The following is a 22,896-nucleotide window of genomic DNA, read 5'->3' as shown; positions in this document are numbered from 1 at the left end:
CCCCCCCCCCCCCCCCCCCCCCCCCCCCCCCCCCCCCCCCCCCCCCCCCCCCCCCCCCCCCCCCCCCCCCCCCCCCCCCCCCCCCCGCCGGTCAGAGCGCGACGACGACGCCCTTGCGCTCGCAGTACGAATGCAGGGCTTCGTCGCCCAAATCCCGGCCCAGACCGGAGTCCCCGACCCCGCCGAAGGACAGCGCCGGGTCGAAGATGTTGTACGTGTTCACCCAGACCGTGCCGACCCGCAGCACGGCCGCCATCCGGTGTGCCCGGGACAGGTCCCGGGTCCACACCCCGGCGGCCAGCCCGTACGACGTGTCGTTGCCGATCGCGACCGCCTCGTCCTCATCGTCGAAGGCGATCACCCCGGTCACCGGCCCGAAGATCTCCTCCCGGGCGATGGCCATGTCATTGCGTACCCCGGTGAACAGGGTCGGCTCGACGAAGTAGCCGGGCCGGTCCGGCACCCCGCCGCCGACCGCGACCGTGGCCCCTTCCCGGATGCCGGTCTCGATGTACGACAGCACCTGCTGGCGCTGCTCCTCGGAGACCAGCGGGCCGACGGTCACCCCGCCGTCCAGTCCGTTGCCCAGCGGCACCCGGCGGGTCGCTGCGGCCAGCCGCTCGGTCATCTCGTCCAGGATCGACCGCTGCACCAGCAGCCGGCTGCCGGCGGTGCACATCTGCCCGGAGTGGCCGAACGACGCCCGCATCGCGGTCAGCACCGCGGCGTCCAGGTCGGCGTCGGCGAAGACAATGTTCGGGCTCTTCCCACCCAACTCCAGGGTGAGCCGTTTCGTCGTCGCCGCCGCGCCGGCCATCACCAACCGGCCCACCTCAGTGGAGCCGGTGAACGACACCTTCGCCACGCCCGGGTGGGCGACCAGCGCCGCGCCGACCTCGCCGTCGCCGGTGAGCACGTTGAACACCCCCGGCGGCACGCCGGCCTCGGCGGCCAGGGCGGCCACCCGCAACATGGTCAGCGGGGTCTGCTCGGCCGGCTTGACCACCACCGGGCAGCCGGCGGCCAGCGCCGGGGCGATCTTGAAACAGCCGGTCATGATCGGAAAGTTCCACGGCAGGATCAGCGCCGCCACACCGACCGGCTCCAGCACCGTGTAGACGTGGTGGCCGCCGCCGTCGATCGGCACGACGGTGCCGGTCAGCCTGCTGGTCGCCCCGGCGAAGTGCCGGAACGCCCGGGCCGCCGCGCCGGTGTCGGCCCGGGAACGTTCGATCGGCTTGCCGTTGTCCCGGGTCTCCAGCACCGCCAACTCCTCGAGGTGCGCCTCGATCAGGTCGGCGAGCCGGTGCAGCACCCGGGTGCGCTCCAGCGGAGCCAGACCGCTCCACCGCCGGTCGGCGTACGCCCGGGTGGCGGCGGCCACCGCCGCGTCCACGTCCTCGGCGGTGGCCTGGGCGACCCGGCTGATCACCGCGCCGGTGGACGGGTCACGCACCTCGATCAGCGCGCGCCCACCGGGGGCGATCCACCCGCCGTCGACGTGGAACGGCTCCAGGTCGGCCAGCGGGGCGACAGACGACGTCATCGGGCTACTCCCTCAGATCAGATCGAAGTACTCGCGCTGCTCCCAGTCGGAGACGTGCGCGAGGTAGCGGGCGAACTCGCGGCGCTTGAGCGTCGCGTACCAGGAGATCACCGGGGCGCCGAGCGCGGCGGTGAACGCCGGATCGGCCTCCAGCGCGGTCAGCGCCTCGGCCAGCGAGGCCGGCAGCCGGGGCGCGTCGGCGGCGTACGGATCCTGCACCGCCGGCGGCGGGGCGAGCCGCCGGTCGATCCCGTCCAGGCCACTGACCAGCTGCGACGCGATATACAGGTACGGATTGGCGGCCGGCTCGCCGCACCGGTTCTCCAGCCGTACGCCGGTGTCGGAGCCGGCACCGACGGCCCGGACCATAGCCCCCTTGTTGTCGACCCCCCAGGCCACCCGGTCCGGCGCGAGGGAAAACGGCAGGTAGCGCTTGTAGCCGTTGACCGTCGGGGTGGCGAAGGCGGCTGCCGCACCGGCGTGCTCCAGCAGACCGGCGAGGTAGTGCCCGGCGACCGGGGAGAGCGCCTCCCCCGGCGTGACCGGGTCGAACGCCGCCGTGCCGGTGGCCAGCTCGCGCAGCGACTGGTGCAGGTGCCACCCGGTGGAGGCGGTCTGGGCACCGGCCGGGCGGGACATGAACGTGGCGTGGTAGCCGTGCCGGCGGCAGAGCTGGCGGATCGCCGAGCGGGCCAGCAGCACCTGGTCGGCGGCGACCGCCGCGTCCCCGGCGGTCATGGTGATCTCGAACTGGCTCGGCCCGAACTCCAGCTCCAGGGAGCGCAGCGGCAGGTCGAGCCGGGTCAGCCCGTGGTGCAGCAGTTGGACGACCTCGTCGGCGCGGTCCAGCCCGTCCTCGTGCAGCAGTTGCGCGCCCCGGCTCAGCGGCCGGGCGCCGCTGGCCCGGCCGGGCGCACCCGGCCGGCCGACCTGGTCGTCGTCGAGCCCGCCGTCGGTGGGACCGTCGGTGGCGAAGACGTGGAACTCCAGCTCGGCGCCGACGGTCATCGCGTACCCGGCGGCGGCCAACCGGTCGAGCTGCGTGCGCAGCAGGCCACGGGTGCAGAACGGCACCGCGGCACCGTCGGGGAACCGCAGGTCGCACAGCAACCAGCCGGTCCGTGGCGCCCACGGCAGCACCCGGAACGTGGTCGGGTCGGGCACCAGCACGATGTCCCCGGCACCGGCGAACCCGCTCACCCCGACGCCGGTGTCGGCGGCGAAGACCGGGAAGACCGACGCGCCGGACGGGTCCTTGAGCAGCAGCGACGACGGCGCGGTCACGCCGGACCGCAGTGCCGTGGCGGCGGCTTCCCGGGTCAGCGTCTTGCCACGCAGCACGCCGTGCTGGTCGGCGAAAGAGAACCGGATCAGCTCGATACCGAGCTCGTCGACGACCCGGCGCAGCTGGCCGGCGGCGGCGTACTGGGTGTCGGTCCACAGCTGGTGACGGTCGATGAAGCCGCCCCGGTCGGCGGCGAGCATCGGCACCACGCGGCGGCCGTCCCCGCCGTCGGCGACGGGCCGTTCGTCGAGGCTACGCATCGCCGGCCGCCGACCGCGTCGGAGCGCCGACCGCCGACCGCGACGGGGTGCCGGCCCACGGGGAGCCGGCCCGCCGCTGCGCCTCACGTTCGCGCCAGGTCTGCTCCCAGCCGTCGGTCGGGGCCACGGTGTCGACGGCGAGCGGGCCGGTCAGCTCGGCGGCCGCAGCCTCGTCGGCCGGGCGGGCCGGGACCGGGTTGCCGGCCTCGAAGGCGTCAATGGCGCGCAGCAGCAGCCGGCGGTTCGCGGTCACCGCCCGGTCGGAGACACCGAGTCGCTCCACGGTGCGGTCCTGGATCGGGCCCATGCTCTCCACCGCCCACTGGTCGTGGACGTTGATGTCCAGCCCCATTCCGGTGTAGGTCAGGTCCCGCTGCTCGGCCGGGTCGAAGCCCCAGTTGTTGGCCCGGTTGCGCAGCGGCCGGTAGTCCGGCAGGGAGACCTCGTCGAGCCGCTGGGCGAGCAGGGTCTGCTTGTCGGTCGGCTCGGCGAAGTCGTAAAAGATCATGTACCAGTAGTGGTGGTAGTCGTCGATCGGCACGTGCCACTGGCAGAAAACCTTGTCGTTGCCGAACGGGACCACGAACGCGTTGGGGAAGACCAGGTTCGTGATGCGTACGTGGCGGATCTCGTCGGTGAGCTGGCGCAGCGCGTACACCCGCAGGCCGTGCTCGGCCTGCTCGACCTCGATGTCCGGCCGGTAGGCGTCGCCGACCAGCTTGGACAGCTTCTGCCCGGTGCCGGCGACCTCCTCGCTGAACTGCTGGCCGTAGACGTCGCGCGGATCCTCGTCGATGAACCGGTGCAGGAACGAGACGTGGCTGGGGTCGATGCCGCCCTCGACGCCCTGCAGCCAGTTGCACTCCCACAGCCCTTTGAAGGCGAAGGTGTACTCGTCGGGTGCCTGGAAGCAGTCGTAGTGCGGCATCGGCGGCGGGTCGCCCTCGCCGAGGTAGGCGAAGACGATGCCGTTGCGCTCGACGCACGGGTAGCTGGGGATGCGCACCTTGCTGGCGAAGGTGCTGTGCGGCGGCTCGGCCGGCTGCTCCAGGCAGCGCCCGTCCGGCCCGTACAGCCAACCGTGGTAGAGGCAGCGCAGCCCGCCGTCCTCGTGCCGGCCGTACGCCAGGTCGACGCCCCGGTGCGCGCAGAACCGCCCGACCAGCGACCAGCCGCCGTCGGCCTGCTTGAACAGCACCAGGTCCTCGCCGAGCAGCCGGACCGGTTTGACCGGCCGCTGCGGGTCCATCTCCGACACCAGCGCCGCCGGCTGCCAGTACGCGCGCATCAGCCGGCCGAGCGGTGTGCCCGGCCCGGAGCGGGTGATCCGCTCGTTCTCCTCGCGCCGCAGCATGGCACCCCTCTCAGCTAGGCATCCGATCCAGCATGCATTGGATCCAATCCTGGCATAGATGTGGGCGGCGCGATAGTTGCAGCATCCCGCTATCTGCGGAATCGCGGACGGTCACTCCAGCGTCACCGCCGGTCCGCTCGATCTGCTGGCGCTCGCCCGCACCACGAACCGGTCAGCGCCGACCCACGCCCGGACCAGCGCCGACACCAGCACGTCGGCCAGCCGCAACCGGCGGGCCAGGCGGAACAACCCGGACGACCGACCGGCGAACAGCGGCCACGTCAAAGCCCTGGAGTCGAGGCACATCCGGGTGGTGGCCCGGATCCCGTGACGGGCCGCCAGGACATGCTGGTCCGAGAACGGAAAAGGGAAGACGGTACGGCGACCGACCCCGGGCAACTCGACCCGCGTCCGACGCGGCCAGCACCGGCCGTGCGCACCGACGCGGTCGCGGCCTGCTCGACGATCCACCGCACCGAGTCACGACCGTGCGGGTCGCCGGTGCCGAGCATCAGCGCCAACACCACCCTCGTACCGGCGGCGATCAGCCGGTTCCGCGCCCGGCACCCGGACGTCTTCGGCCGATCCTGCTGGTGTCGCACCCGCTGCTGTCGCGCCCGCCGTCGGCGACGGGGTCGACCTGACGGACGAGGAGCTGCTGGTCGCCCTCCCCGCCGGGCACAGGCTGGCCGGCGTCGACCGGGTACGGCTGACCGACCTGGCCGGCGAGACGTGGATCGACTGCGCGTACCCGGGCTGTCTGGGGCCGCTGACCGCACTGGCCGACGCCCTCGGCGGCCCGCCCCGGATCGCCTTCCACTGCGTTGACTTCCTCCCCGCCCTGAAGGGACGGGGATTCCCTGGGTCGCCCCAGGGGGTTCCTGCTTCACCGACGACCGCCCCGTCCGAGAGGAGGACTCCCGGTGAGGTCTCACACCGCCTCCACAGGCAGTCACGGAGAGCCCCTCCGCGAGAATGTTCCGGGCCGCGTTCACGTCCCGGTCATGGGCCTGCCCGCACCGGCAGGTCCACGACCGGACCGCCAACGGCAGGTGTTCAGCCAGTACGCCACAGCCCGAGCACAGTCGGGTCGACGGGAACCAGCGGTCCACGACCACCAGATCCCGGCCGTACCAGTCCGCTCTGTACCCCAGCATGCTGCGGAACTGCCGCCAGCCCGCGTCCGAGACGGCGCGGGCCAGACTGTGACTGGCCATCATGTTGCGGACGGCCAGGTCCTCGATCACGATCGTCTGGGTTTCACGAACGAGCCGGGTGGTCAACTTGTGCAGGTGGTCGCGGCGGCGGTCGGCGATCCGGGCATGAACCCGGGCCACCGCCAGCCGGGCCTTGGCCCGGTTCGCCGAGCCTCTGGCCTTGCGTGCGAGGTTCCGCTGGGCCCGGGCCAGCCGCCGCCGGTCACGGCGTTCATGTCTCGGGTTGGGGATCTTCTCCCCGGTGGACAGGGTGAACAGGCTGTCGAGGCCGGCGTCGACCCCCACCACGGCGTGTGATGACTGGCACGGCAAGCAGGCTCTGGTTGCTGCCGGCACCGGCATCATGCTGGTGCCCGCGCTCGCCTGGGGCACGGCCCATCCAGGCCGTCACCGTCATGCTCGCCATGCTCCGCGAGCTGATCGCTGCGGCGCGGTGACGTCACCGCCCAGATCGCCGCCGAGCTGTCGCTCACCCGCATCGCCGAGGCGCTGCGGCTGGCCGAGTCCGGCACCGTCGCCGGCAAGGTCGTCCTGACCCCCTGACCGATTCCGGCGAACGCCTGTACCGCCGCTAGCCGCCGGGCCGAGGCACCCACCAGTCGCCGAGCACAATGTGCAGCACCATGGTCAGCAGACTGATCCCGAGGGCCGCGAGCAACCCGAACGCGAAGCCGAGCAGGCCGGTGTACCGACGCTGGTTGACGCCGACCACACCAGGCAACGCCGCCGCCCTGCCCGACCACGGAAGCTCCAGACCCAGCCACCACAGCAGACCGAGCCCGAACGGGGCCAGGAAGACCAGCCAGAACCAGTACCACCGGGTGCCCAGCGCCGGAGCCGGCCCACCGACCAGCACCACCAGGAAGGTCACCAGCAGCACGAAACCGATCTGGGTACCGACCCGCACGGCGGACTGCACGCCGCCGACCCGCTGTTCCAGGCCGGCGGCGCGCAGGTCCCGGGCCAGGGCGGCCGCGCCCGGTCCTGCGTAGCTGCCGCCGCCGTCGGCAGCAGCAGCGGTCACCGCGCCGAAGGTCGCGGTGTTGGTCCAGCGCACTCGGCCGTCGGCGGTACGCCACCCGAACAGCGGGCCGAGTTGACCCGACGACCGCAGCTCGGCGACGTCGAACCATCCGCGTCGACTCCGGTCCCAACTGTCACCCCACTGGTACGCCACCACCCGACCCGCTGCCACGTCCGCCCTTGCCTGGTCGTAGTCGTGCTGCCGGGGGGCCGTCCACCAGGCGGTCGCCGCCGCGACCAGCCACAGCAGGACGATCACCAGCCGCAGCACCGTCCACCATGCAACGGCAGGTACGACCGCCAGCCCGCGTGAACCGTCACTCATGGACGCATTGTCGCAACACCTGACCAGCCGCGGCCGACCTCGTCAACCACCGCGCGGGCGTACCGTCAGGTTGCCAAGACGGCGGAGACCAGTGCCGCTGCGCTGGGCGGCAACCCGATGCGCCTTCGATGACCCTGATGTCAGTTGGTCGGCACCGGTGACAGGTGGGCGCGTTCGCCCTGGGCGCCGAAGAGGGTGAGTGTCTCCGCCGGTTGGGCGTCGGCACTGCCGATCCAGTGCGGCGTACGGGTGTCGAACTCGGCGGCCTCACCCGGGTCGAGCTGGAACTCCTGGTCGCCGAGGACGAACCGGACCCGCCCGTTGAGCACGTAGAACCATTCGTACCCGTCGTGGGTCTGCTGTTTCATGGTGGGTGACCGGCCGGCCGGCGGGTAGACCACCTTGTATGCCTGGACGCCGCCGGCCCGCCGGGTCAGCGGCACGATGGTCAGCCCGGAGCGTCGGATCGGCCGCAGGTGGATCCGCGGGTCGCCGGTGGGTGGGGCGGCGACCAGGTCGTCGAGCGGTACGCCGTGGGCCCGCGCCAGCGGCAGCAGCTGCTCCAACGTCGGGCGGAGTTTGCCGTTCTCCAAGCGGGACAGCGTGCTCGTGGTCAGACCGGTCTCTTCGGCCAGGCCGGCCAGGGTGACGCCGCGTGCCCGGCGCAGGGCACGCAGCCGAGGGCCGACCCCGGCGAGGACGTCCGCTGCGGTGACGTTCATGGCACCCATGATGCGGATCGGCAACTCTTCTTGCAATTGCCGTGCAGTGGTCCGGATGCTGTCCCCGAAGGAGGCAACCGATGAATGGATGGCAGGGCCCGCAGCTGGGTGCCGATCCCGAGTCGTTCTGGGAGGGGCTGCACCGCAGCCTGACCGCCTCGGACCGACCGACCAACTCACAGCTCGTCGAGACCGCCGGGGCGCTGACGCCGGGCGCCGCCCTGGATCTGGGCTGTGGTGGCGGCGGCGACAGCATCTGGCTGGCCCGACAAGGCTGGCAGGTCACGGCCGTGGACATCTCCGCTACGGCCGTTGCCCGCGTCGTGGCAAAGGCCGACGAGCTCGGCCTCGGCGACCGGGTCACCGGTGAACGGCACGATCTGGCGGACAGCTTCCCGGCCGGGACGTTCGACCTGATCAACGCGCAGTACTTCCACACGCCGTTCGCGCTGGACCGGGGCCGGGTGCTGCGTACCGCCGCGTTGGCCCTGCGGCCCGGCGGCCGGCTGCTGGTCGTCGACCACGGATCCACCGCCCCCTGGTCGTGGAATCAGGACCCGGACGCCCACTTCCCCACCCCGGACGAGGTGGCCACCGGCCTCGATCTCGATCCGCGGCAGTGGCAGGTGCTGCGGGCGGACATGCCGCAGCGGCGGGCCACCGGGCCGGCCGGTCAGACCGCGATGGTCACCGACAACGTGCTGCTCATCCGGCGCGACGGAGAGATCGGCTGATGCCACCCGCACCGCGACCATCAGCAGGGCCACCGGCCGCCGGGGCGCGGCCATGCACGGGATCGATCGGGTTTGCCCGCTGTCGCGTCGGGCTGCTTACCGCCGCGAAACACGCCAGAAGCACGACGTCCCTACGTCCCGTCCATGGATCCGGCGTTGGATAAAGGACTGGACGCACCTCCGCGAGCACAGGCCGGTGAGCACGCCTACACCGAGCTGAAGCGGCGGCTGCTGGTCGGCGACTTCCCGCTCAGGATCCGGCTCGGCGAGGAGCGGCCGGCCACCTTGCTGTCGGTGTCGCGTACCCCGGTTCGTTAGGCCCTGACCCGGTTGCACTCCGAGCGGCTCGTCGAACGCCTGCCGGACGGCGGCTACGTGCCGACGGCGTCCAATCTGGTCGAGGTCCGGCAGTTGTACGAGGTCCGCCGAGCGTTGGAGCTGGCGACGCTGCACCGGCCGGTCGAGACCGGTGAACCACACGATCCGGCCGTCGTCGAGCCCCTGCGTGACGACTGGCTGGTGCTGCGCCGCGACACTCCGGAGCCGGATCCCGGCTTCGTGCTGCCCGACTCCGCTCCGCCGAGCGGATCGACCGGACGACCACGCAGCACCTCGGCATCCTGGAGGCCGTCCTCGGTGGCGACCTCGACACCGCCCACCGGGAATTCACGATGCATCTGGGGGAATCCGTCGCCGTCGTCGAGCAACGGGCCGCGCAGGCCCTGACCCGGATGATGGCCGTCGAGACAAGGCCGCTGCCCTGACCGCCGTGGCGACGCCGGCGGACAGCACCACCGCACTGCTGTCGGGCCGCCCTCGCCGGCCTGCCGAACCCGCCGGCGGTCAGGTTAACCGGCGCAGGATCTCCTTGACCAGCGGGCCGAGCCGGGCGGCGGCCCCGTGGCCCGGATCCCAGGTGCAGGCGACGCCGACGGCGGCCACCCGCCCGGTGTCAAGCACGGCGGTCACCGCCCGGCGCGTCGTCGGCGACGCCGACCCGCAGGCGGGCGCCGCGGCCATCGACCGACGAGCCGTCCACCGGACGGTCACCCCGGCGGCCACGACTGTCACGAGACTGCGACGACTCATGATCACGCAGTCTCACCAACCGCCGGCGGCCGGAACAACCACCCCCGGGCCGGCTTGTCCCGCCGACCGGCCAGCTCGGCGGGACTATCGTCACCGCGCGACGCTCATCCGGGTCGCCCGGTCAGCCCTTGGTGGCACCGGCGGTGAGCCCGCCGATCAGCTGACGTTCGGCGATCGAGTAGAAGGCCAGCGCCGGGACCATCGCCAGCACGACGTACGCCAGCACCTTGGCGCTGTCGTCGGCGTACTGGCCCTGGAACTCCTGCACGCCCACCGGGATGGTCCACCAGTTCGGGTCGTTGAACACCACCAGCGGAAGCATGAAGTTGTTCCAGCTGGCCACGATGGCGAGCACCGACACGGTGGCGATCGCCGGCCGGGCCATCGGCAGCAGGATCCGCCAGAAGAAGCCGAACGGCGTACAGCCGTCGAGGATCGCCGACTCCTCCAGCTCCCCCGGTATGGCCCGGAAGAACGACCGCAGGATGATGATCGTCACCGGCAGGCCGAACGCGGCCTGCGGCAGGATCACCCCGAGCGGGTTGTCCAGCAGACCCATGGTGCGCAGCAGGATGAACAGCGGCAGGATGGCGACCGCGAACGGGAACATCAGCCCGATCGTGAAGAACAGGAACAGCAGTTCCCGCCCCCGGAACGCGTACCGGGCGAAGACGAACGACGCCAGTGCCGCCACCCCGACCACGATCACCGCGGTGGCCAGCGCGATCAGCGTGCTGTTGAACAGCTGCCGCCAGAACGATCCGGAGCCGAGAATCTCGAGGTAGTTCTCCGGTATCCACGGCGACGGCAGACCGAACGGGCTGTTGGACAGCTGGCGGTTGTCCTTGAACCCGCCGAGCAGCGCGAAGGCGATCGGTACCACGATGATCAGCCCGACGATGATCGAGACGGTGTGCAACGACAGGGACCGGGCCGGGCCGGGCAGCCGCGACACCCGGTCGCCACCCCGGTCGGCCCGCTGCGGCCGGGGCCGTGCGGTACGAGTCGGGGCGCTCATCGCTGGTCCCCCATGGTGGTCATCGCTCCTTCGAGGTCGCGGCGCAGGATGAAGCGTTGATACAGCACGGCGAAGGCCAGGCTGATCAGGAACATCGCGATGCTGATCGCGCTGGCGTAACCCACCTCGAAGCGCCGGAACCCGTACTGGAACATGGTCACCGCCATGGTCTCCGACGCGTTCAGCGGACCACCGCCGGTGAGCACCCAGACCAGGTCGAACAGCTGGATGCTGCCGATCACGGCCAGGAACATCGAGATCCGGATAGTCGGGGCCAGCAGCGGCAGCGTGACGTGCCGGAAGATCTGCCAGCCGCCGGCTCCGTCGGTCGCCGCCGCCTCGTGCAGTTCCCGGGGGATGTTCTGTCTGCCGGCGAGCAGCAGGACCATGTGGAAGCCGAAGTACTTCCAGGTCATCACCAGGAACACCGAGTACAGCACGGTCGACGGGTCGGACAGCCAGGTCGAGCTCAGGCTCTCCAGGCCGACCAGGCCCAGCACGTGGTTGGCCAGGCCCCGGTTCGGGCTGAAGACCATGGTGAACAGGACCGCGGTGATGACCTCGGACAGCACGTACGGGGCGAAGAACAGCACCCGGTAGACCGCCCGGCCGCGCAGCTTCTGGTTCAGCAGCAGGGCCAGCCCCAATGCGAGCGGCAGCTGGACGGTGACCGACAGCACCACCAGCAGGGCCCCGCGTCGCAGGTCGCCGATGAAGACCGGGTCGTCGAGCAGCCGGACGAAGTTGTCCAGGCCGATGAAGTCGGTCGGTAGGCCGCCGAACCCGTTCCAGCGGAACAGACTGGTGTACGCCGCGACCAGGATCGGGACGACGACCAGCACGCCGAACAGCACCAGCGCCGGCAGCAGGAACAGGCCGATGGTGATCCGGTCGCTGATCCGGCGACGTCTCAGGTTGCGGTCCATCGTCGCCGGTCAGCGCTGAGCGACGACGGTGACGGCCTCGGCGACCTGCTCCGGGGTCATCTGCCCAGCGATCAGTTCGGCGACCCGGTCGTTGACCTCCTGGCCGACCGCCGGTGCGTACGCCTGGTCCAGGTAGAGCTGGAAGTTGCTGGCGTCGGCCAGGGTCTCGGCGACGGCGGCGAGGTTGGGGTCCTCGATCGCGGCCTCGGCGCCGATGGTGACCGGCAGGAACGCGCCGGTTGCGGCGGCCCGGCGCTGCTTGTCCACCTGGCTGATGAACTCCAGGAACCGGATCGCGTCCGGCGAGGCGTCGCGGCCGATGGCGAACCCGCCGCCGCCGCCGAACGCGTCGGAGGCCGATCCCTGACCGCCGTCGACCACCGGGAACGGGAAGAAGCCGAGGTCGGTGCCGATCCCGCCCTCGACGCCGGACGCCTCCTCCTGGACGGCCGGGGCCCACTGGCCCATCAGCTCCATCGCCGCGTCGCCGTTGCCCATCGCCGCGGCCTGGCCGTCGGGTTCACCGTACGACGCGCCGAGGAAGCCCTCCTGGAATGGTTCGAGGGCGACCAGCTCGGCGAGCCGTTCGCCGGCGCCGATGAACGCCGAGGTGGTGAAGTTGTTGTCCTCGCCGGCCTGGCTCAGCGCCTCGACGCCGCCGATGCGCATCGCGAGGTAGGCCCAGTAGTAGTGGCCGGGCCACTTCTCGCCGCCGGCCAGCGCGATCGGTGTGATCCCGGCTGACCTGAGTCGGCCGACGACCTCGAGGTACTCGGCCCAGGTCTGCGGCGGTGCGGTGATGCCGGCGTCGGCGAACAGCGCCTTGTTGTACCAGAAGCCGACCATACCGATGTCGAACGGGACGCCGTAAAGTCGTCCGTCGATCTCGTACGGCAACGTCGAGGCCGGCTGCAGGATGTCCCGCCAGGGGGCGACCGCGTCGGTGATGTCCTGGCACAGCCCGGCCTCGACCTGCTGCCGGAGAACGCCACCGCCCCAGGTGTGGTAGATGTCCGGCGGGTCGCCGGCCTGGGTGACCGTTGTCAGCCTGGCCTTGAACGCCTCGTTCTCCAGCGGGGTGATGGTGATGCCGACGCCTTCGTTCTGCGCTTGGAACTCCTCGGCGAACGCCGCCCAGACAGGCAGCATCGGGTCGGTGTTCTGGATGTGCCACCACTCGATGCCCGCACTGTCGCTTCCGGAGTCGCCGCACGCGCCGAGCGCGACCGCGCCGGCTCCGAGGCCGGCAAGGCTCAGCAGCGTACGGCGGGAGAAGTGGATCGGTGTCGCCATGTGCCGTCCCCTCAGGTAAGCGGCGAGCGTGGTCCCACCCACCGCTGAATGCCGAGCAATCGACCGGTGTCACCGAAAATTTCACCTGCGGAACGCCATGAATTGGTGACGTTGCGCACGCTACGACGGCGTTGCCGCTCGGTCAAGACCCGGTTTCCACACAACGACCGTCGTCAACGGGCCGCAGAAGCCTCCTCGAGTGGCATACTTTCCGGAAAACTGCCGAAGATCTCGCCAGCCGAGCCCGGAGGACCACCGATGCCGACCGACACGACCGACGTGGCCACCTCGGCCCGGGTCATCACCAACCCCGTGCTGCGCGGGTTCTACCCCGACCCGTCGGTGCTGCGCGTCGGCGACGACTACTACCTGGCCACGTCGACCTTCGAGTGGTACCCGGGCGTGACCCTGCACCACTCACGCGACCTGGTGCACTGGCGCCCGCTCGACGGGATACTCACCGAACGACGACTGCTGGACCTGACCGGTGCCGGGGACTCGTGCGGGGTGTGGGCACCCGATCTGACGTACGCCCACGGCTTGTTCCACCTGGTCTACAGCGACGTCGCCAGCTTCGCCAGCGGCTACTGGGATCCGCAGAACTACCTCATCACCGCCCCGTCGATCGACGGACCGTGGTCCGACCCGGTGCCGCTGCACGCCCACGGCTTCGACGCGTCGCTGTTCCACGACGACGACGGCAGCACCTGGCTGCTGGCGATGACGGCCGACTGGCGGCCGGGCCACGACCGGTTCGGTGGCATCGAGATCCAGCGCTACGACCGCGACGCCCGGCGCCTGGTCGGCGACCCGGTCACCATTTTCACCGGCACGCCGACCGGGCTCACCGAAGGACCGCACATCTACCGGCACGACGGGTGGTACTACCTGGTCACCGCCGAGGGCGGCACCAGCTGGGAGCACCAGGTGACCGTCGCCCGGTCCCGCGCCCTGCTCGGGCCGTACGAGGCCGACCCGGCCGGGCCGATGCTCACCTCCGCCGGCCGCCCCGAACTGACCCTGCAGAAGGCCGGGCACGGCAGCCTGGTGCGGACCCAGCGCGGCGAGTGGTACCTCGCCCACCTGGTCGGTCGCCCCTACACCCCGCTGGGGCGGTGCGTCCTCGGCCGGGAAACCGCGATCCAGCGGGTCGACTGGTCCGCCGACGGCTGGCCGCGGGTCGCCGGTCAGGTCCCGGCCGAACAGGTGCCCGCCCCCGACCTGCCGGCGCACCCCTGGCCCGCCGAGCCGTCCACCGACCACTTCGACGCCGCGACCCTCGGCCCGCGCTGGTCGACCCTGCGCCGACCGGCCGGGCCGGACTGGACCGACCTGACCAGCCGCCCGTCACACCTGCGGATCGTCGGCGGCCAGTCCCCGGTCGGACGGCAACGCCCCAGCCTGGTCGCCCGCCGGGTGACCGCACCGAACTGCGTCTTCGAGACGCTCGTCGAGTTCCGCGCGGCCACCCCCCGCCAGCTTGCCGGGGTGACCGGCTACTACAACACCGAGAACTGGCACTACGCCTATCTGACCCGCACCGACGACGGTCGCCAGGAGCTGCAGCTGCTCAGCTGCGACAGCGGCCGCCGACAGTCCCACCCGCAGGCCAGCGTCGACGTCACCGACGTCGCACGGCTCGGGCTGCAGGTGGTGTTCGACGGCCCGGTGCTGAGGTTCGGCTACCACCGGGGCGACCACTGGCGCGAGCTGCCGGTCGAGCTGGACGCCACCATCCTGTCCGACGAGTACGCCGCCCGGATGACCGACGGCGAGCCGGAGGCCTGGGGCTTCACCGGCGCGTTCGTCGGGCTCTGGGTGCAGGACATCGGCAACGACGGCGGGTACGCCGACTTCGACCACGCCACCTACCGGGAGCTGTGAGCGACGGGCCGGGTTACCGGGCACCACCGTTGACGTACAGCGTCTGCCCGCTGACGTAGGACGCGTCCTCGCTGGCCAGGAAGGCGATCACCGAGGCGATCTCAGCCGGCTGGCCGACCCGGCGCAGCGGCGTCTGCTCCGCGACCTGCCGGCGGTGCTCGTCCGGGTCGACCCCGATCCGGGCGGCCACCGCCGCGGTCATCGACGTCGCCACATAGCCGGGTGCGACCGCGTTCACGTTGATGCCGTACGGCCCCAGCTCGATCGCCAGGGTGGCGGTGAGCCCCTGCACGCCGGCTTTGGCTGCGGCGTAGTTGACCTGGCCACGGTTGCCCAGCGCCGACCGGCTGCTCAGGTTGACGATCCTGCCGTAGCGGGCCGGCACCATGTGCCGCTGCGCCGCCCGGCAGCAGTGGAACATGCTGGACAGGTTGGTGCGCAGCACCGCGTCCCAGTCGTCGGCCGGCATTCGGAACAGCAGGTTGTCCCGGGTGATCCCGGCGTTGTTGACCAGGATGTCGAGCCGCCCGTGCGCGGCGACCGTCTGGTCGACCATCGCGTCGACGGCGACCGGGTCGGTCACGTCACAGCCGACCGCGACCGCGCTGCCGCCGGCCGCGACGATCTCGTCGACCACCGGACCGGCCCGCTCGGCGGTCAGGTCGACCACCGCCACCGTGGCGCCCTCGGCGGCCAACCGCCGGGCGGTGGCTGCCCCGATACCCTGCGCGGCTCCGGTGACCAGGGCGACCCGGTCGGCGAATCTGTCCATCGAAGCGGCTCCTTCGGCGCTGGGGTGAACCGGCGGGGGTGTTCGCCGGTGCGGACCCTCGGGTCGGCGCAGACCATTGTGCCCGGTGCCGGACGGTCGTTCACGGAGTGGGATCGCGGGCGTCGTAGTGGGCGAACGTCGGCTGGTGGCGGGCCAGCGCCGCCAGCACCACCAGGCAGGCCAGGCCACCGGCGACCGCCGCGACCGCCTCACCGGTCAGCTGCGCGGTGACGCCGAGCACCAACTGGCCCAGCTGCGGGCCACCGGCGACCACCACGATGAACACCCCCTGCAGCCGACCGCGCAGCGCGTCCGGCGTCGCCGCCTGCAGGATCGTCATCCGGAACACCGAGCTGACCGCGTCTGCCGCGCCGGCCAGCAGCAGCACCGCCACCGCCGCCCACAGCAGCGGATGCGCACCACCGCCCGGTGCCGGCCCCGGCGCCGCCACGACGATCAGCCCGAACACGGTGATCGCCACCGCCCAGCCGGCCACCGACACCAGCACCGCCAGGCCCTGCCGGCGCACCGCACCCAGCGGCCCGGAGAGCAGGCTCGCCGCCAGGGTGCCGCCGGCGATGCCGGCAGTGAGCAGCCCCACCGTGGTGGCCCCGCCGCCGAGCGCGGTCGCGCCGATCGCCGGGAACAGCACCCGGGGCATGGCCAGCACCATCGCCGCCAGGTCGACCAGGAACGTCATCCGCACGTTCGGCCGGGTGCCGAGGAACCGCAGGCCTTCCCAGACCGAGGCGAGCCCGGCCCGGCGGACCTCGCCTTCCGGTGGGATCGACGGCAACGCCACCAGGGTGGCCAGGGCCACCGCCACCAACGCCACCTCGATCAGGTAGGTCCCGGGGTAGCCCCACCAGCCGACCAGCACCCCGGCCAGCAACGACCCGGCCGTGTAGGCCACACCCATGGACAGGTTGGACAGGGCGTTCGCCGCCGGCAGCAGGCCGATCGGCAGCAGCCTCGGCACGATCGCGGTACGGGCCGGATTGTTGATCGCGAACAGCCCGTTCTGCGCCGCGACCAGGCCGTACAGCAGCCCGACGCTGCCGACGTCGAACAGCGCCTGCCCGGTGAAACCCATCCCGACCAGCAACAGGCCGGTGGAGGTGGCAACCACCACCCGCCGCCGGTCGTACGCGTCGACCAACGCACCGCCGTACAGGCCCAGCGCCACCAGCGGCACCAGCGCGAAGAACCCGACCAGGCCGACGTTGAATGTGGAACCGGTGAGGTCGTAGACCTGCAGACCAACCGCCACCGTGGTCAGGCTGGTGCCGATGCCGGACAGCGAGGCGCCGAGCCACATCCGGCGGTACGGCGCGCTGGCCCGCAACGGGCCGAGGTCGATCAGGAGACTGGGCACCAGTGGATCATGCCTCGCGCCGCCGCCCGCAATGACGTGTGCCGAGTCACCCGCCAGCGACCGACGGGACCACCTGCACCTGGGCACCGGCCGGGACCGGGGTGTCCAGACCGCCGCTGTGCCGGTGGTCGGCACCGTCGACGTAGACGTTCACGTACCGCCGGATCTGGCCCTGCTCGTCGCGGATCCGGCGGGCGAGTCGCGGCCAGCGGCGGGTCACCTCGTCGAGGACCGCCCGCAGCGTGCCGTCGGCGTCGACGGTGAGCCGGGCCTGCCCACCGCTGTCCGCCCGCAGCGCGCCCGGCACCAGCAGCGTCACCACCTCACACCACCGCGGCCCGGACACAGAGCACGTCCGGCAGGCCGGTGGCGACCGGTTGCCAGGAATCGCCCTCGTCACGGCTGGCGAACACGTCCCCGCTGCGGGTGCCGAAGTAGACCCCGGCGGTCGACGCGTCGTCGGTGGTCAGCGCGTCACGCAGCACCGCCGGATAGTACGGGTGCTGCGGCAGCCCGGCGGTCAGCGGCTGCCAGGTGGCACCGGCGTCGGCGGACCGGAACACCCGGCACCGGTCGTCGACCGGGAACCGCCGCGAGTCGGCGACCAGCGGGAACGTGTAGATCACCCCGGACCGGTGCGGGTGGGTGGCGATCGGGAAGCCGAAGTCGCTGGGCAGGCCGTCGGCGATCGACGACCAGGTGGCGCCGGCGTCGTCGGAGCGGTAGACGCCGTGGTGGTTCTGCGCGTACAGCCGGTCCGGGTCGACGGCGTCCCGGGCCACCTTGTGCACACACTGGCCGAACTCGGGCCACTCGTCGGGCAGGAAGTACGCGCGGATGCCGGTGTTGCCGGGTGCCCAGCTCGCCCCGGCGTCGGCGGACCGGTAGACGCCGCCGGTGGACATGGCGACCAGCAGCGCGGCCGGGTCGCGCGGGTCGGGCAGGACGGTGTGGATCGCCTGGCCGCCGAAGCCGGCCTCCCACTGCGGCCGGTGCGGGTGCTCCCACAACGGCCGGACCAGCTCGAAGCTGGCCCCGCCGTCGGTCGACCGGAACAACGCCGAGGGTTGGCTGCCGGCGTACACCACGTCGGGCTCGGCGGCCGACGCCGGCGTGAGCTGCCAGACCCGCTCCAGGGCGGCCCCGGTGTCGCCCGGGAAGGCGACCGGCGGCTGCTCCGGCTCGGACCAGGTGCGCCCGAGGTCGTCGCTGGTCGCGACGCTTGGCCCGTAGTGCGAACTGGCCACCGAGGCGAGCAGCCGGGGCACCGCCCGGCGTTTGTCGATCGCCACCGCGTACACCGCGGTCATCGCAAAGTGCGGGCCGCTGACCTGCCAGCCGCGCCGGTCGTCGGTGCTGGTCGCGAGGAACAGACCTTTCTCCGTGCCGATCGCGAGCAGCGCCCCGGCATTCGGTGTCCCCATCGATTCCCCTCCTGGTCACCTCTGGTCACCGGCCGGCGACGTCGCCGGCCCGAACCGGAGTATGCCGAGACGGACCGACAGTTCAGGTCAGGTCAGCGGGGGTGGCGAGCTGGGCGTCAGTCGGGATCGGCCGTGCGGGCGAAGCCGTACCGCTCGGCGTGGTCGGGGTCGGCCGGGTCGATCTGGCGCAGCCCTTCGTCGGCCAACCGCTTGTTGATCTCGTCAAGGTGGTCGCGGACCAGCCGGGCCTCGTCGTCGGTGGTCTTGCCGCGGTGCGGTTTGCCGGCGTGCTCCAGGGTCGCGTAGTCGACCCGCTCGGCGGCCTTGCGGCTGGCCTTGGCCGGTTTGACCCGCTCGGCGGTACGCAGCAGCTGGGCCATCGGCACGTCGGTGGCGAGCGAGTCGAACTCGCTGGCGGTCAGTACCACCCGACGCGGCTCGCCGTCGCCCTGTCCGTCGTGGATCTCCACGACGGCGACGTCGAGCGCCGCGTCGTCGATGCTCTCCACCTCGTCCGGCCGGGCCTCCAGCCGCACCGGACCGGCGACCAGGTCGGGGTGTTCGAGGACGACGATCCGCACCAGCTCGTCCGCCGAGTCCAGCACGGCACCACTGAAATCGGAGACGTACACCGTCTTCCTGCCCATGTCGAAACATCTCCCGTCGGTCCGGATCGCTGCCGGCGTCCGCTGGCGGCGGAGCCGGTCACCGAAGCTACCCGACAGGTGTGCGAAGACCGCAACAGCCGGGTCACTGGTGTGTCCGACCGGGCCGGCTAGAATCAGCCGGGTGCCCGGACCGGGCCACGGGTAGGATCACCACGAGGTCGAGAGGCGCTGCGACGGGCCGCGAGAAGCCCGCCACGCTCGGCCACGATCACGGCCCCTGATCGGGCGTGATCACCAGACAAGGGCGCCTCCGAGCTACCAGCGGAGGTGTCAGATGAGTCATGTGTCACGTGCCGGCGACAGCGAGCGGGCGCTGCGGGAGCTGCTGAGTCAGCGGATCGCGGTGCTCGACGGCGCCTGGGGCACCATGCTGCAGGGCGCCGGTCTCACCCCGGCCGACTATCGCGGCGACCGGTTCGTCGACCACCCCCGGGACGTCACCGGCGACCCGGACCTGCTCAACCTGACCCGCCCGGACGTCATCCTCGACGTACATCGGCAGTATCTCGCCGCTGGCGCGGACATCACCACCACCAACACGTTCACCGCGACCAGCATCGCCCAGGCCGACTACGGGCTGGAGGCGTACGTGCCGGAAATGAACCTGCGCGGCGCGCAGCTGGCCCGGCAGGCGGCCGACGAGTTCGGCGGCCGGTTCGTGGCCGGCTCGGTCGGCCCGCTCAACGTCACGCTGTCGCTGTCGCCCCGGGTGGAGGATCCGGCCTACCGCGCGGTCACCTTCGACCGGGTCAAGGCGACGTACGCCGAACAGCTGACGGCGCTCGCCGAGGGCGGCGTCGACCTGCTGCTCATCGAGACGATCTTCGACACGTTGAACGCGAAGGCGGCAATCGCGGCGGCCCGCGAAGTCGTGCCGCAGCTGCCGCTGTGGATCTCGGTGACCATCGTCGACCTGTCCGGACGAACCCTGTCCGGGCAGACCGTCGAGGCGTTCTGGCGCTCCGTCGAGCACGCCCGGCCGCTGGTCGTCGGAGTGAACTGCTCGCTCGGCGCGACCGAGATGCGCCCGCACGTGGCCGAGTTGGCCCGCATCTCGGACAGCTATGTCGCCTCCCACCCGAACGCCGGCCTGCCGAACGCGTTCGGCGGCTACGACCAGACCCCCGACGAGACGGGCGCGCTGGTCGGCGAGTTTGTCGACAGTGGGATGGTCAACCTGGTCGGCGGGTGCTGCGGCACCACACCGGCGCATATCACCCGGATCGCCGAGGCGGTCGCCGGGAAGGCACCGCGGCAGCTGCCGCAGCCGGTGCGGACCAGCCGGTTCAGCGGCCTGGAGCCGTTCGAGATCGGCCCGGACACCGGGTTCGTGATGATCGGCGAGCGGACCAACGTGACCGGTTCGGCGAAGTTCCGGCGGCTGATCGAGGCAGGCGACTTCCAGGCCGCCGTCGACGTGGCGCTGGACCAGGTCCGAGGCGGGGCGAACCTGCTCGACGTCAACATGGACGCCGACCTGCTCGACAGCGAGCAGGCGATGGTGACCTTCCTCAACCTGATCGCCACCGAGCCCGAGGTGGCCCGGATTCCGATCATGATCGACAGCTCGCGGTGGAGCGTGCTGGAGGCCGGCCTCAAGTGCGTACAGGGCAAGGCCGTGGTCAACTCGATCAGCCTCAAGGAGGGCGAGGAGGTCTTCCTCGACCAGGCCCGCAAGATCCGGGCGTACGGGGCCGGCGTGGTGGTGATGGCCTTCGACGAGCAGGGCCAGGCCGACACCACCGAACGCAAGGTCGACATCTGCGCCCGCGCGTACGACCTGCTCACCGGGAAGGCCGGCTTCGACCCGACCGACATCATCTTCGACCCGAACGTGCTGGCCGTCGCCACCGGCATCAGCGAACACAACGGGTACGCCAAGGCGTTCATCGACGCGCTGCCGCTGATCAAGCAGCGCTGCCCGGGTGCCCGCACCAGCGGTGGCATCTCCAACCTGTCGTTCTCGTTCCGCGGCAACGACGTGGTCCGCGAGGCGATGCACTCGGCGTTCCTACTGCACGCCGTACGGGCCGGGCTGGACATGGGCATCGTCAACGCCGGGCAGCTCGCCGTCTACCAGGACATCCCGGCCGACCTGCTGGAGCTGGTCGAGGACGTACTGTTCGACCGCCGTCCGGACGCCACCGACCGGCTGGTGACGTTCGCCGGCACCGTCTCCGGCTCCGGCACGAAGCGCGCCGTCGACCTGTCCTGGCGGGACGCCCCGGTCGCCGACCGGCTGTCGCACGCGCTGGTGCACGGCATCGTCGATTTCATCGAGGCCGACACCGAGGAGGCCCGCCAACTGGCGGCCCGGCCGCTCGAGGTGATCGAGGGGCCGTTGATGGACGGCATGAAGGTCGTCGGTGACCTGTTCGGATCGGGCAAGATGTTCCTGCCTCAGGTGGTCAAGAGCGCCCGGGTGATGAAACGGTCGGTGGCCTACCTGGAGCCGTTCCTGGAGGCGGAGAAGGAACAGGCCCGGCAGGACGCCGCGAACGTACCGGACGGGCAGCAGGAGGCCGCGGCGACCGCCGGCGAGGGCGGGCCGGGCACCGTGGTGCTGGCCACGGTCAAAGGCGACGTGCACGACATCGGCAAGAACATCGTCGGGGTGGTGCTGGGCTGCAACAACTACCGGGTGATCGACCTCGGAGTGATGGTGCCGGCCGCGAAGATCCTGGACACCGCGGTCGCCGAGAACGCCGACGCGGTCGGGCTGTCCGGCCTGATCACCCCGTCGCTGGACGAGATGGTCACGGTCGCCGGGGAGATGCAGCGGCGCGGGCTGAAACTGCCGCTGCTGATCGGCGGGGCCACCACCTCCCGGCAGCACACCGCAGTACGGATCGCACCGGCGTACGACGGCAGCACCGTGCACGTGCTCGACGCGTCCCGGGTGGTCGGGGTGGTCTCCGACCTGCTCAGCGCCGACCGGGTGGAGCGGTTCGACAGCGACAACCGGGCCGAGCAGGACCGGCTGCGCGAGCAGCACACCAACCGGCGGCAGCCGCTGCTCACCCTGGCCCAGGCCCGGGCCAACGCGGAGCCGGTGTCCTTCGACGATCTGCCGGTGCCGGCGTTCACCGGCGTACGGTACGTCGAGCCCCGCCTCGACGAGCTGCGGCCGATGATCGACTGGCAGTTCCTCTTCCTCGCCTGGGAGCTCAAGGGCAAGTACCCGGCGATCCTGGACCAGCCGGTCGCCCGCGAACTGTTCGACGACGCCAACACGATGCTCGACCAGATCATCGCCGACGGTTCGCTGCGGGCCCACGGCGTGTACGGCTTCTGGCCGGCCCATTCCGAGGGCGACGACCTGGTTGTCGCCGCCGGACAGGCCGACCCGCCGGGCGGCGGCACCGACAACGACCGGCCGGTACGGATCCCGATGCTGCGCCAGCAGACCACCAAACCCGCCGGGCGGCCGAACCGCTGCCTCGCCGACTACGTGGCACCGGCCGGGGACCATCTCGGTGGCTTCGCGGTGGCCGTGCACGGCGCGGAGGAGCTGGCCGCCGGATACGAGGCTGCCCAGGACGACTATCGGGCGATCATGGTGAAGGCGCTGGCGGACCGGCTGGCCGAGGCGTTCGCCGAACACCTGCATCTGCGGGCCCGACGGGACTGGTACGAACCGGACGCCGACCCGGATGTGGCCGACCTGCACGCCGAGCGGTTCCGCGGCATCCGGCCGGCGCTGGGCTACCCGGCCAGCCCGGACCACAGCGAAAAGTGGCAGCTGTTCGACCTGCTGGGCGCCGGGCGGGCCGGGATCGAGCTGACCGAGTCCGGGGCGATGACCCCGGCGGCCAGCGTCAGCGGCCTGCTCTTCGCCCACCCGGCGTCGCGGTACTTCACCGTCGGACGGATCGGCCGGGACCAGGCCGAGGACTACGCGGCCCGGCGTGGGATGCCGCTCGCCGAGGTGGAGCGCTGGCTGCGCCCCAACCTCGGCTACGAGACCGACTGAAACCGCGC

20 protein-coding genes and 1 pseudogene are annotated in these 22,896 nt (G+C 71.7%); 5 read left to right on the top strand and 16 right to left on the bottom strand.

Going from position 1 to position 22,896, the window contains the following annotated elements:
- Positions 1-91: 91 nt before the first annotated feature.
- From ACXAHD_RS07755 to ACXAHD_RS07725, 7 genes and pseudogenes are all read right to left on the bottom strand, one after another.
- Entirely contained in the window at positions 92-1,546 is a 1,455-nt protein-coding gene (locus tag ACXAHD_RS07755) for an aldehyde dehydrogenase family protein (protein ID WP_281551130.1), read from the bottom strand.
- Positions 1,547-1,558: 12 nt separating this feature from the next.
- Positions 1,559-3,091 (bottom strand): glutamine synthetase family protein, encoded by a 1,533-nt coding sequence (locus ACXAHD_RS07750; RefSeq protein ID WP_281551131.1) that lies wholly within the window; start codon positions 3,089-3,091, stop codon positions 1,559-1,561.
- Positions 3,084-4,445, bottom strand: coding sequence for an aromatic ring-hydroxylating oxygenase subunit alpha (locus tag ACXAHD_RS07745; RefSeq protein ID WP_281551132.1), 1,362 nt, complete (start codon positions 4,443-4,445; stop codon positions 3,084-3,086). Before ACXAHD_RS07745 ends, ACXAHD_RS07750 begins: the two co-directional genes overlap by 8 nt.
- A gap of 111 nt (positions 4,446-4,556) precedes the next feature.
- Entirely contained in the window at positions 4,557-4,916 is a 360-nt protein-coding gene (locus ACXAHD_RS07740) for a hypothetical protein (protein ID WP_281551133.1), read from the bottom strand.
- 509 nt (positions 4,917-5,425) lie between these two features.
- Positions 5,426-6,004: pseudogene (locus tag ACXAHD_RS07735) on the bottom strand (RNA-guided endonuclease InsQ/TnpB family protein); the annotation flags it as partial.
- Positions 6,005-6,233: 229 nt separating this feature from the next.
- The gene (locus ACXAHD_RS07730; protein WP_281551134.1) at positions 6,234-7,010 is read right to left on the bottom strand and encodes a hypothetical protein; all 777 of its coding nucleotides are present in this window, start codon (positions 7,008-7,010) and stop codon (positions 6,234-6,236) included.
- A 140-nt stretch (positions 7,011-7,150) separates the two neighbouring features.
- Positions 7,151-7,732 (bottom strand): helix-turn-helix domain-containing protein, encoded by a 582-nt coding sequence (locus tag ACXAHD_RS07725; RefSeq protein WP_281551135.1) that lies wholly within the window; start codon positions 7,730-7,732, stop codon positions 7,151-7,153.
- 80 nt (positions 7,733-7,812) lie between these two features.
- Between ACXAHD_RS07725 and ACXAHD_RS07720 the strand changes: the two genes are divergently transcribed.
- The 3 genes from ACXAHD_RS07720 (at position 7,813) to ACXAHD_RS07710 (ending at position 9,192) form a co-directional block, all read left to right on the top strand.
- Positions 7,813-8,466: a class I SAM-dependent methyltransferase gene (locus ACXAHD_RS07720; RefSeq protein ID WP_281551136.1), complete on the top strand. Its 654-nt coding sequence runs from the start codon at positions 7,813-7,815 to the stop codon at positions 8,464-8,466.
- 156 nt (positions 8,467-8,622) lie between these two features.
- Positions 8,623-8,784 carry a GntR family transcriptional regulator gene (locus tag ACXAHD_RS07715; RefSeq protein ID WP_281551137.1) on the top strand — a complete coding sequence of 54 codons (162 nt, stop codon included), beginning with the start codon at positions 8,623-8,625 and terminating at the stop codon, positions 8,782-8,784.
- Between the two features lie 12 nt (positions 8,785-8,796).
- Positions 8,797-9,192: a GntR family transcriptional regulator gene (locus ACXAHD_RS07710; RefSeq protein WP_281551138.1), complete on the top strand. Its 396-nt coding sequence runs from the start codon at positions 8,797-8,799 to the stop codon at positions 9,190-9,192.
- A 117-nt stretch (positions 9,193-9,309) separates the two neighbouring features.
- On the opposite strand, the gene ACXAHD_RS07705 is transcribed toward ACXAHD_RS07710, so the two are convergent.
- The 4 genes from ACXAHD_RS07705 to ACXAHD_RS07690 all read right to left on the bottom strand — a co-directional run bounded on the left by ACXAHD_RS07705 (position 9,310) and on the right by ACXAHD_RS07690 (position 12,792).
- Entirely contained in the window at positions 9,310-9,555 is a 246-nt protein-coding gene (locus ACXAHD_RS07705) for a hypothetical protein (protein WP_289213450.1), read from the bottom strand.
- Between the two features lie 121 nt (positions 9,556-9,676).
- A complete protein-coding gene (locus ACXAHD_RS07700) occupies positions 9,677-10,573 on the bottom strand; it encodes a carbohydrate ABC transporter permease (protein ID WP_281551140.1) in 897 nt (298 codons plus the stop codon).
- On the bottom strand, positions 10,570-11,499 hold the full coding sequence (locus tag ACXAHD_RS07695) for a carbohydrate ABC transporter permease (protein ID WP_281551141.1): 930 nt from the start codon (positions 11,497-11,499) through the stop codon (positions 10,570-10,572). Before ACXAHD_RS07695 ends, ACXAHD_RS07700 begins: the two co-directional genes overlap by 4 nt.
- Positions 11,500-11,508: 9 nt before the next feature.
- Positions 11,509-12,792, bottom strand: coding sequence for an extracellular solute-binding protein (locus ACXAHD_RS07690; RefSeq protein ID WP_281551142.1), 1,284 nt, complete (start codon positions 12,790-12,792; stop codon positions 11,509-11,511).
- Between the two features lie 258 nt (positions 12,793-13,050).
- On the opposite strand from ACXAHD_RS07690, the gene ACXAHD_RS07685 reads away from it, so the two are divergent.
- Positions 13,051-14,676 carry a glycoside hydrolase family 43 protein gene (locus tag ACXAHD_RS07685; protein WP_281551143.1) on the top strand — a complete coding sequence of 542 codons (1,626 nt, stop codon included), beginning with the start codon at positions 13,051-13,053 and terminating at the stop codon, positions 14,674-14,676.
- A 13-nt stretch (positions 14,677-14,689) separates the two neighbouring features.
- Here the strand turns inward: ACXAHD_RS07685 and ACXAHD_RS07680 are convergent, their stop codons facing one another.
- The 5 genes from ACXAHD_RS07680 to ACXAHD_RS07660 all read right to left on the bottom strand — a co-directional run bounded on the left by ACXAHD_RS07680 (position 14,690) and on the right by ACXAHD_RS07660 (position 18,894).
- The gene (locus ACXAHD_RS07680) at positions 14,690-15,448 is read right to left on the bottom strand and encodes a beta-ketoacyl-ACP reductase (protein WP_281551144.1); all 759 of its coding nucleotides are present in this window, start codon (positions 15,446-15,448) and stop codon (positions 14,690-14,692) included.
- 100 nt (positions 15,449-15,548) lie between these two features.
- Positions 15,549-16,823 carry an MFS transporter gene (locus ACXAHD_RS07675; RefSeq protein ID WP_281551145.1) on the bottom strand — a complete coding sequence of 425 codons (1,275 nt, stop codon included), beginning with the start codon at positions 16,821-16,823 and terminating at the stop codon, positions 15,549-15,551.
- A gap of 46 nt (positions 16,824-16,869) precedes the next feature.
- Positions 16,870-17,142 carry a ubiquitin-like small modifier protein 1 gene (locus ACXAHD_RS07670; protein ID WP_475049399.1) on the bottom strand — a complete coding sequence of 91 codons (273 nt, stop codon included), beginning with the start codon at positions 17,140-17,142 and terminating at the stop codon, positions 16,870-16,872.
- A 4-nt stretch (positions 17,143-17,146) separates the two neighbouring features.
- Positions 17,147-18,247, bottom strand: coding sequence for a WD40/YVTN/BNR-like repeat-containing protein (locus tag ACXAHD_RS07665; RefSeq protein WP_281551147.1), 1,101 nt, complete (start codon positions 18,245-18,247; stop codon positions 17,147-17,149).
- Positions 18,248-18,363: 116 nt separating this feature from the next.
- The gene (locus tag ACXAHD_RS07660) at positions 18,364-18,894 is read right to left on the bottom strand and encodes a hypothetical protein (protein WP_281551148.1); all 531 of its coding nucleotides are present in this window, start codon (positions 18,892-18,894) and stop codon (positions 18,364-18,366) included.
- 346 nt (positions 18,895-19,240) lie between these two features.
- Between ACXAHD_RS07660 and metH the strand changes: the two genes are divergently transcribed.
- Positions 19,241-22,888 carry a methionine synthase gene (gene metH / locus ACXAHD_RS07655; protein ID WP_475049418.1) on the top strand — a complete coding sequence of 1,216 codons (3,648 nt, stop codon included), beginning with the start codon at positions 19,241-19,243 and terminating at the stop codon, positions 22,886-22,888.
- Positions 22,889-22,896: the final 8 nt, after the last annotated feature.

This window comes from Micromonospora sp. ABR4_055, assembly GCF_056160425.1.
The sequence above is the reverse complement of the archived record's forward strand: the minus strand, read 5'-3'. Positions and strand labels throughout refer to the sequence as shown.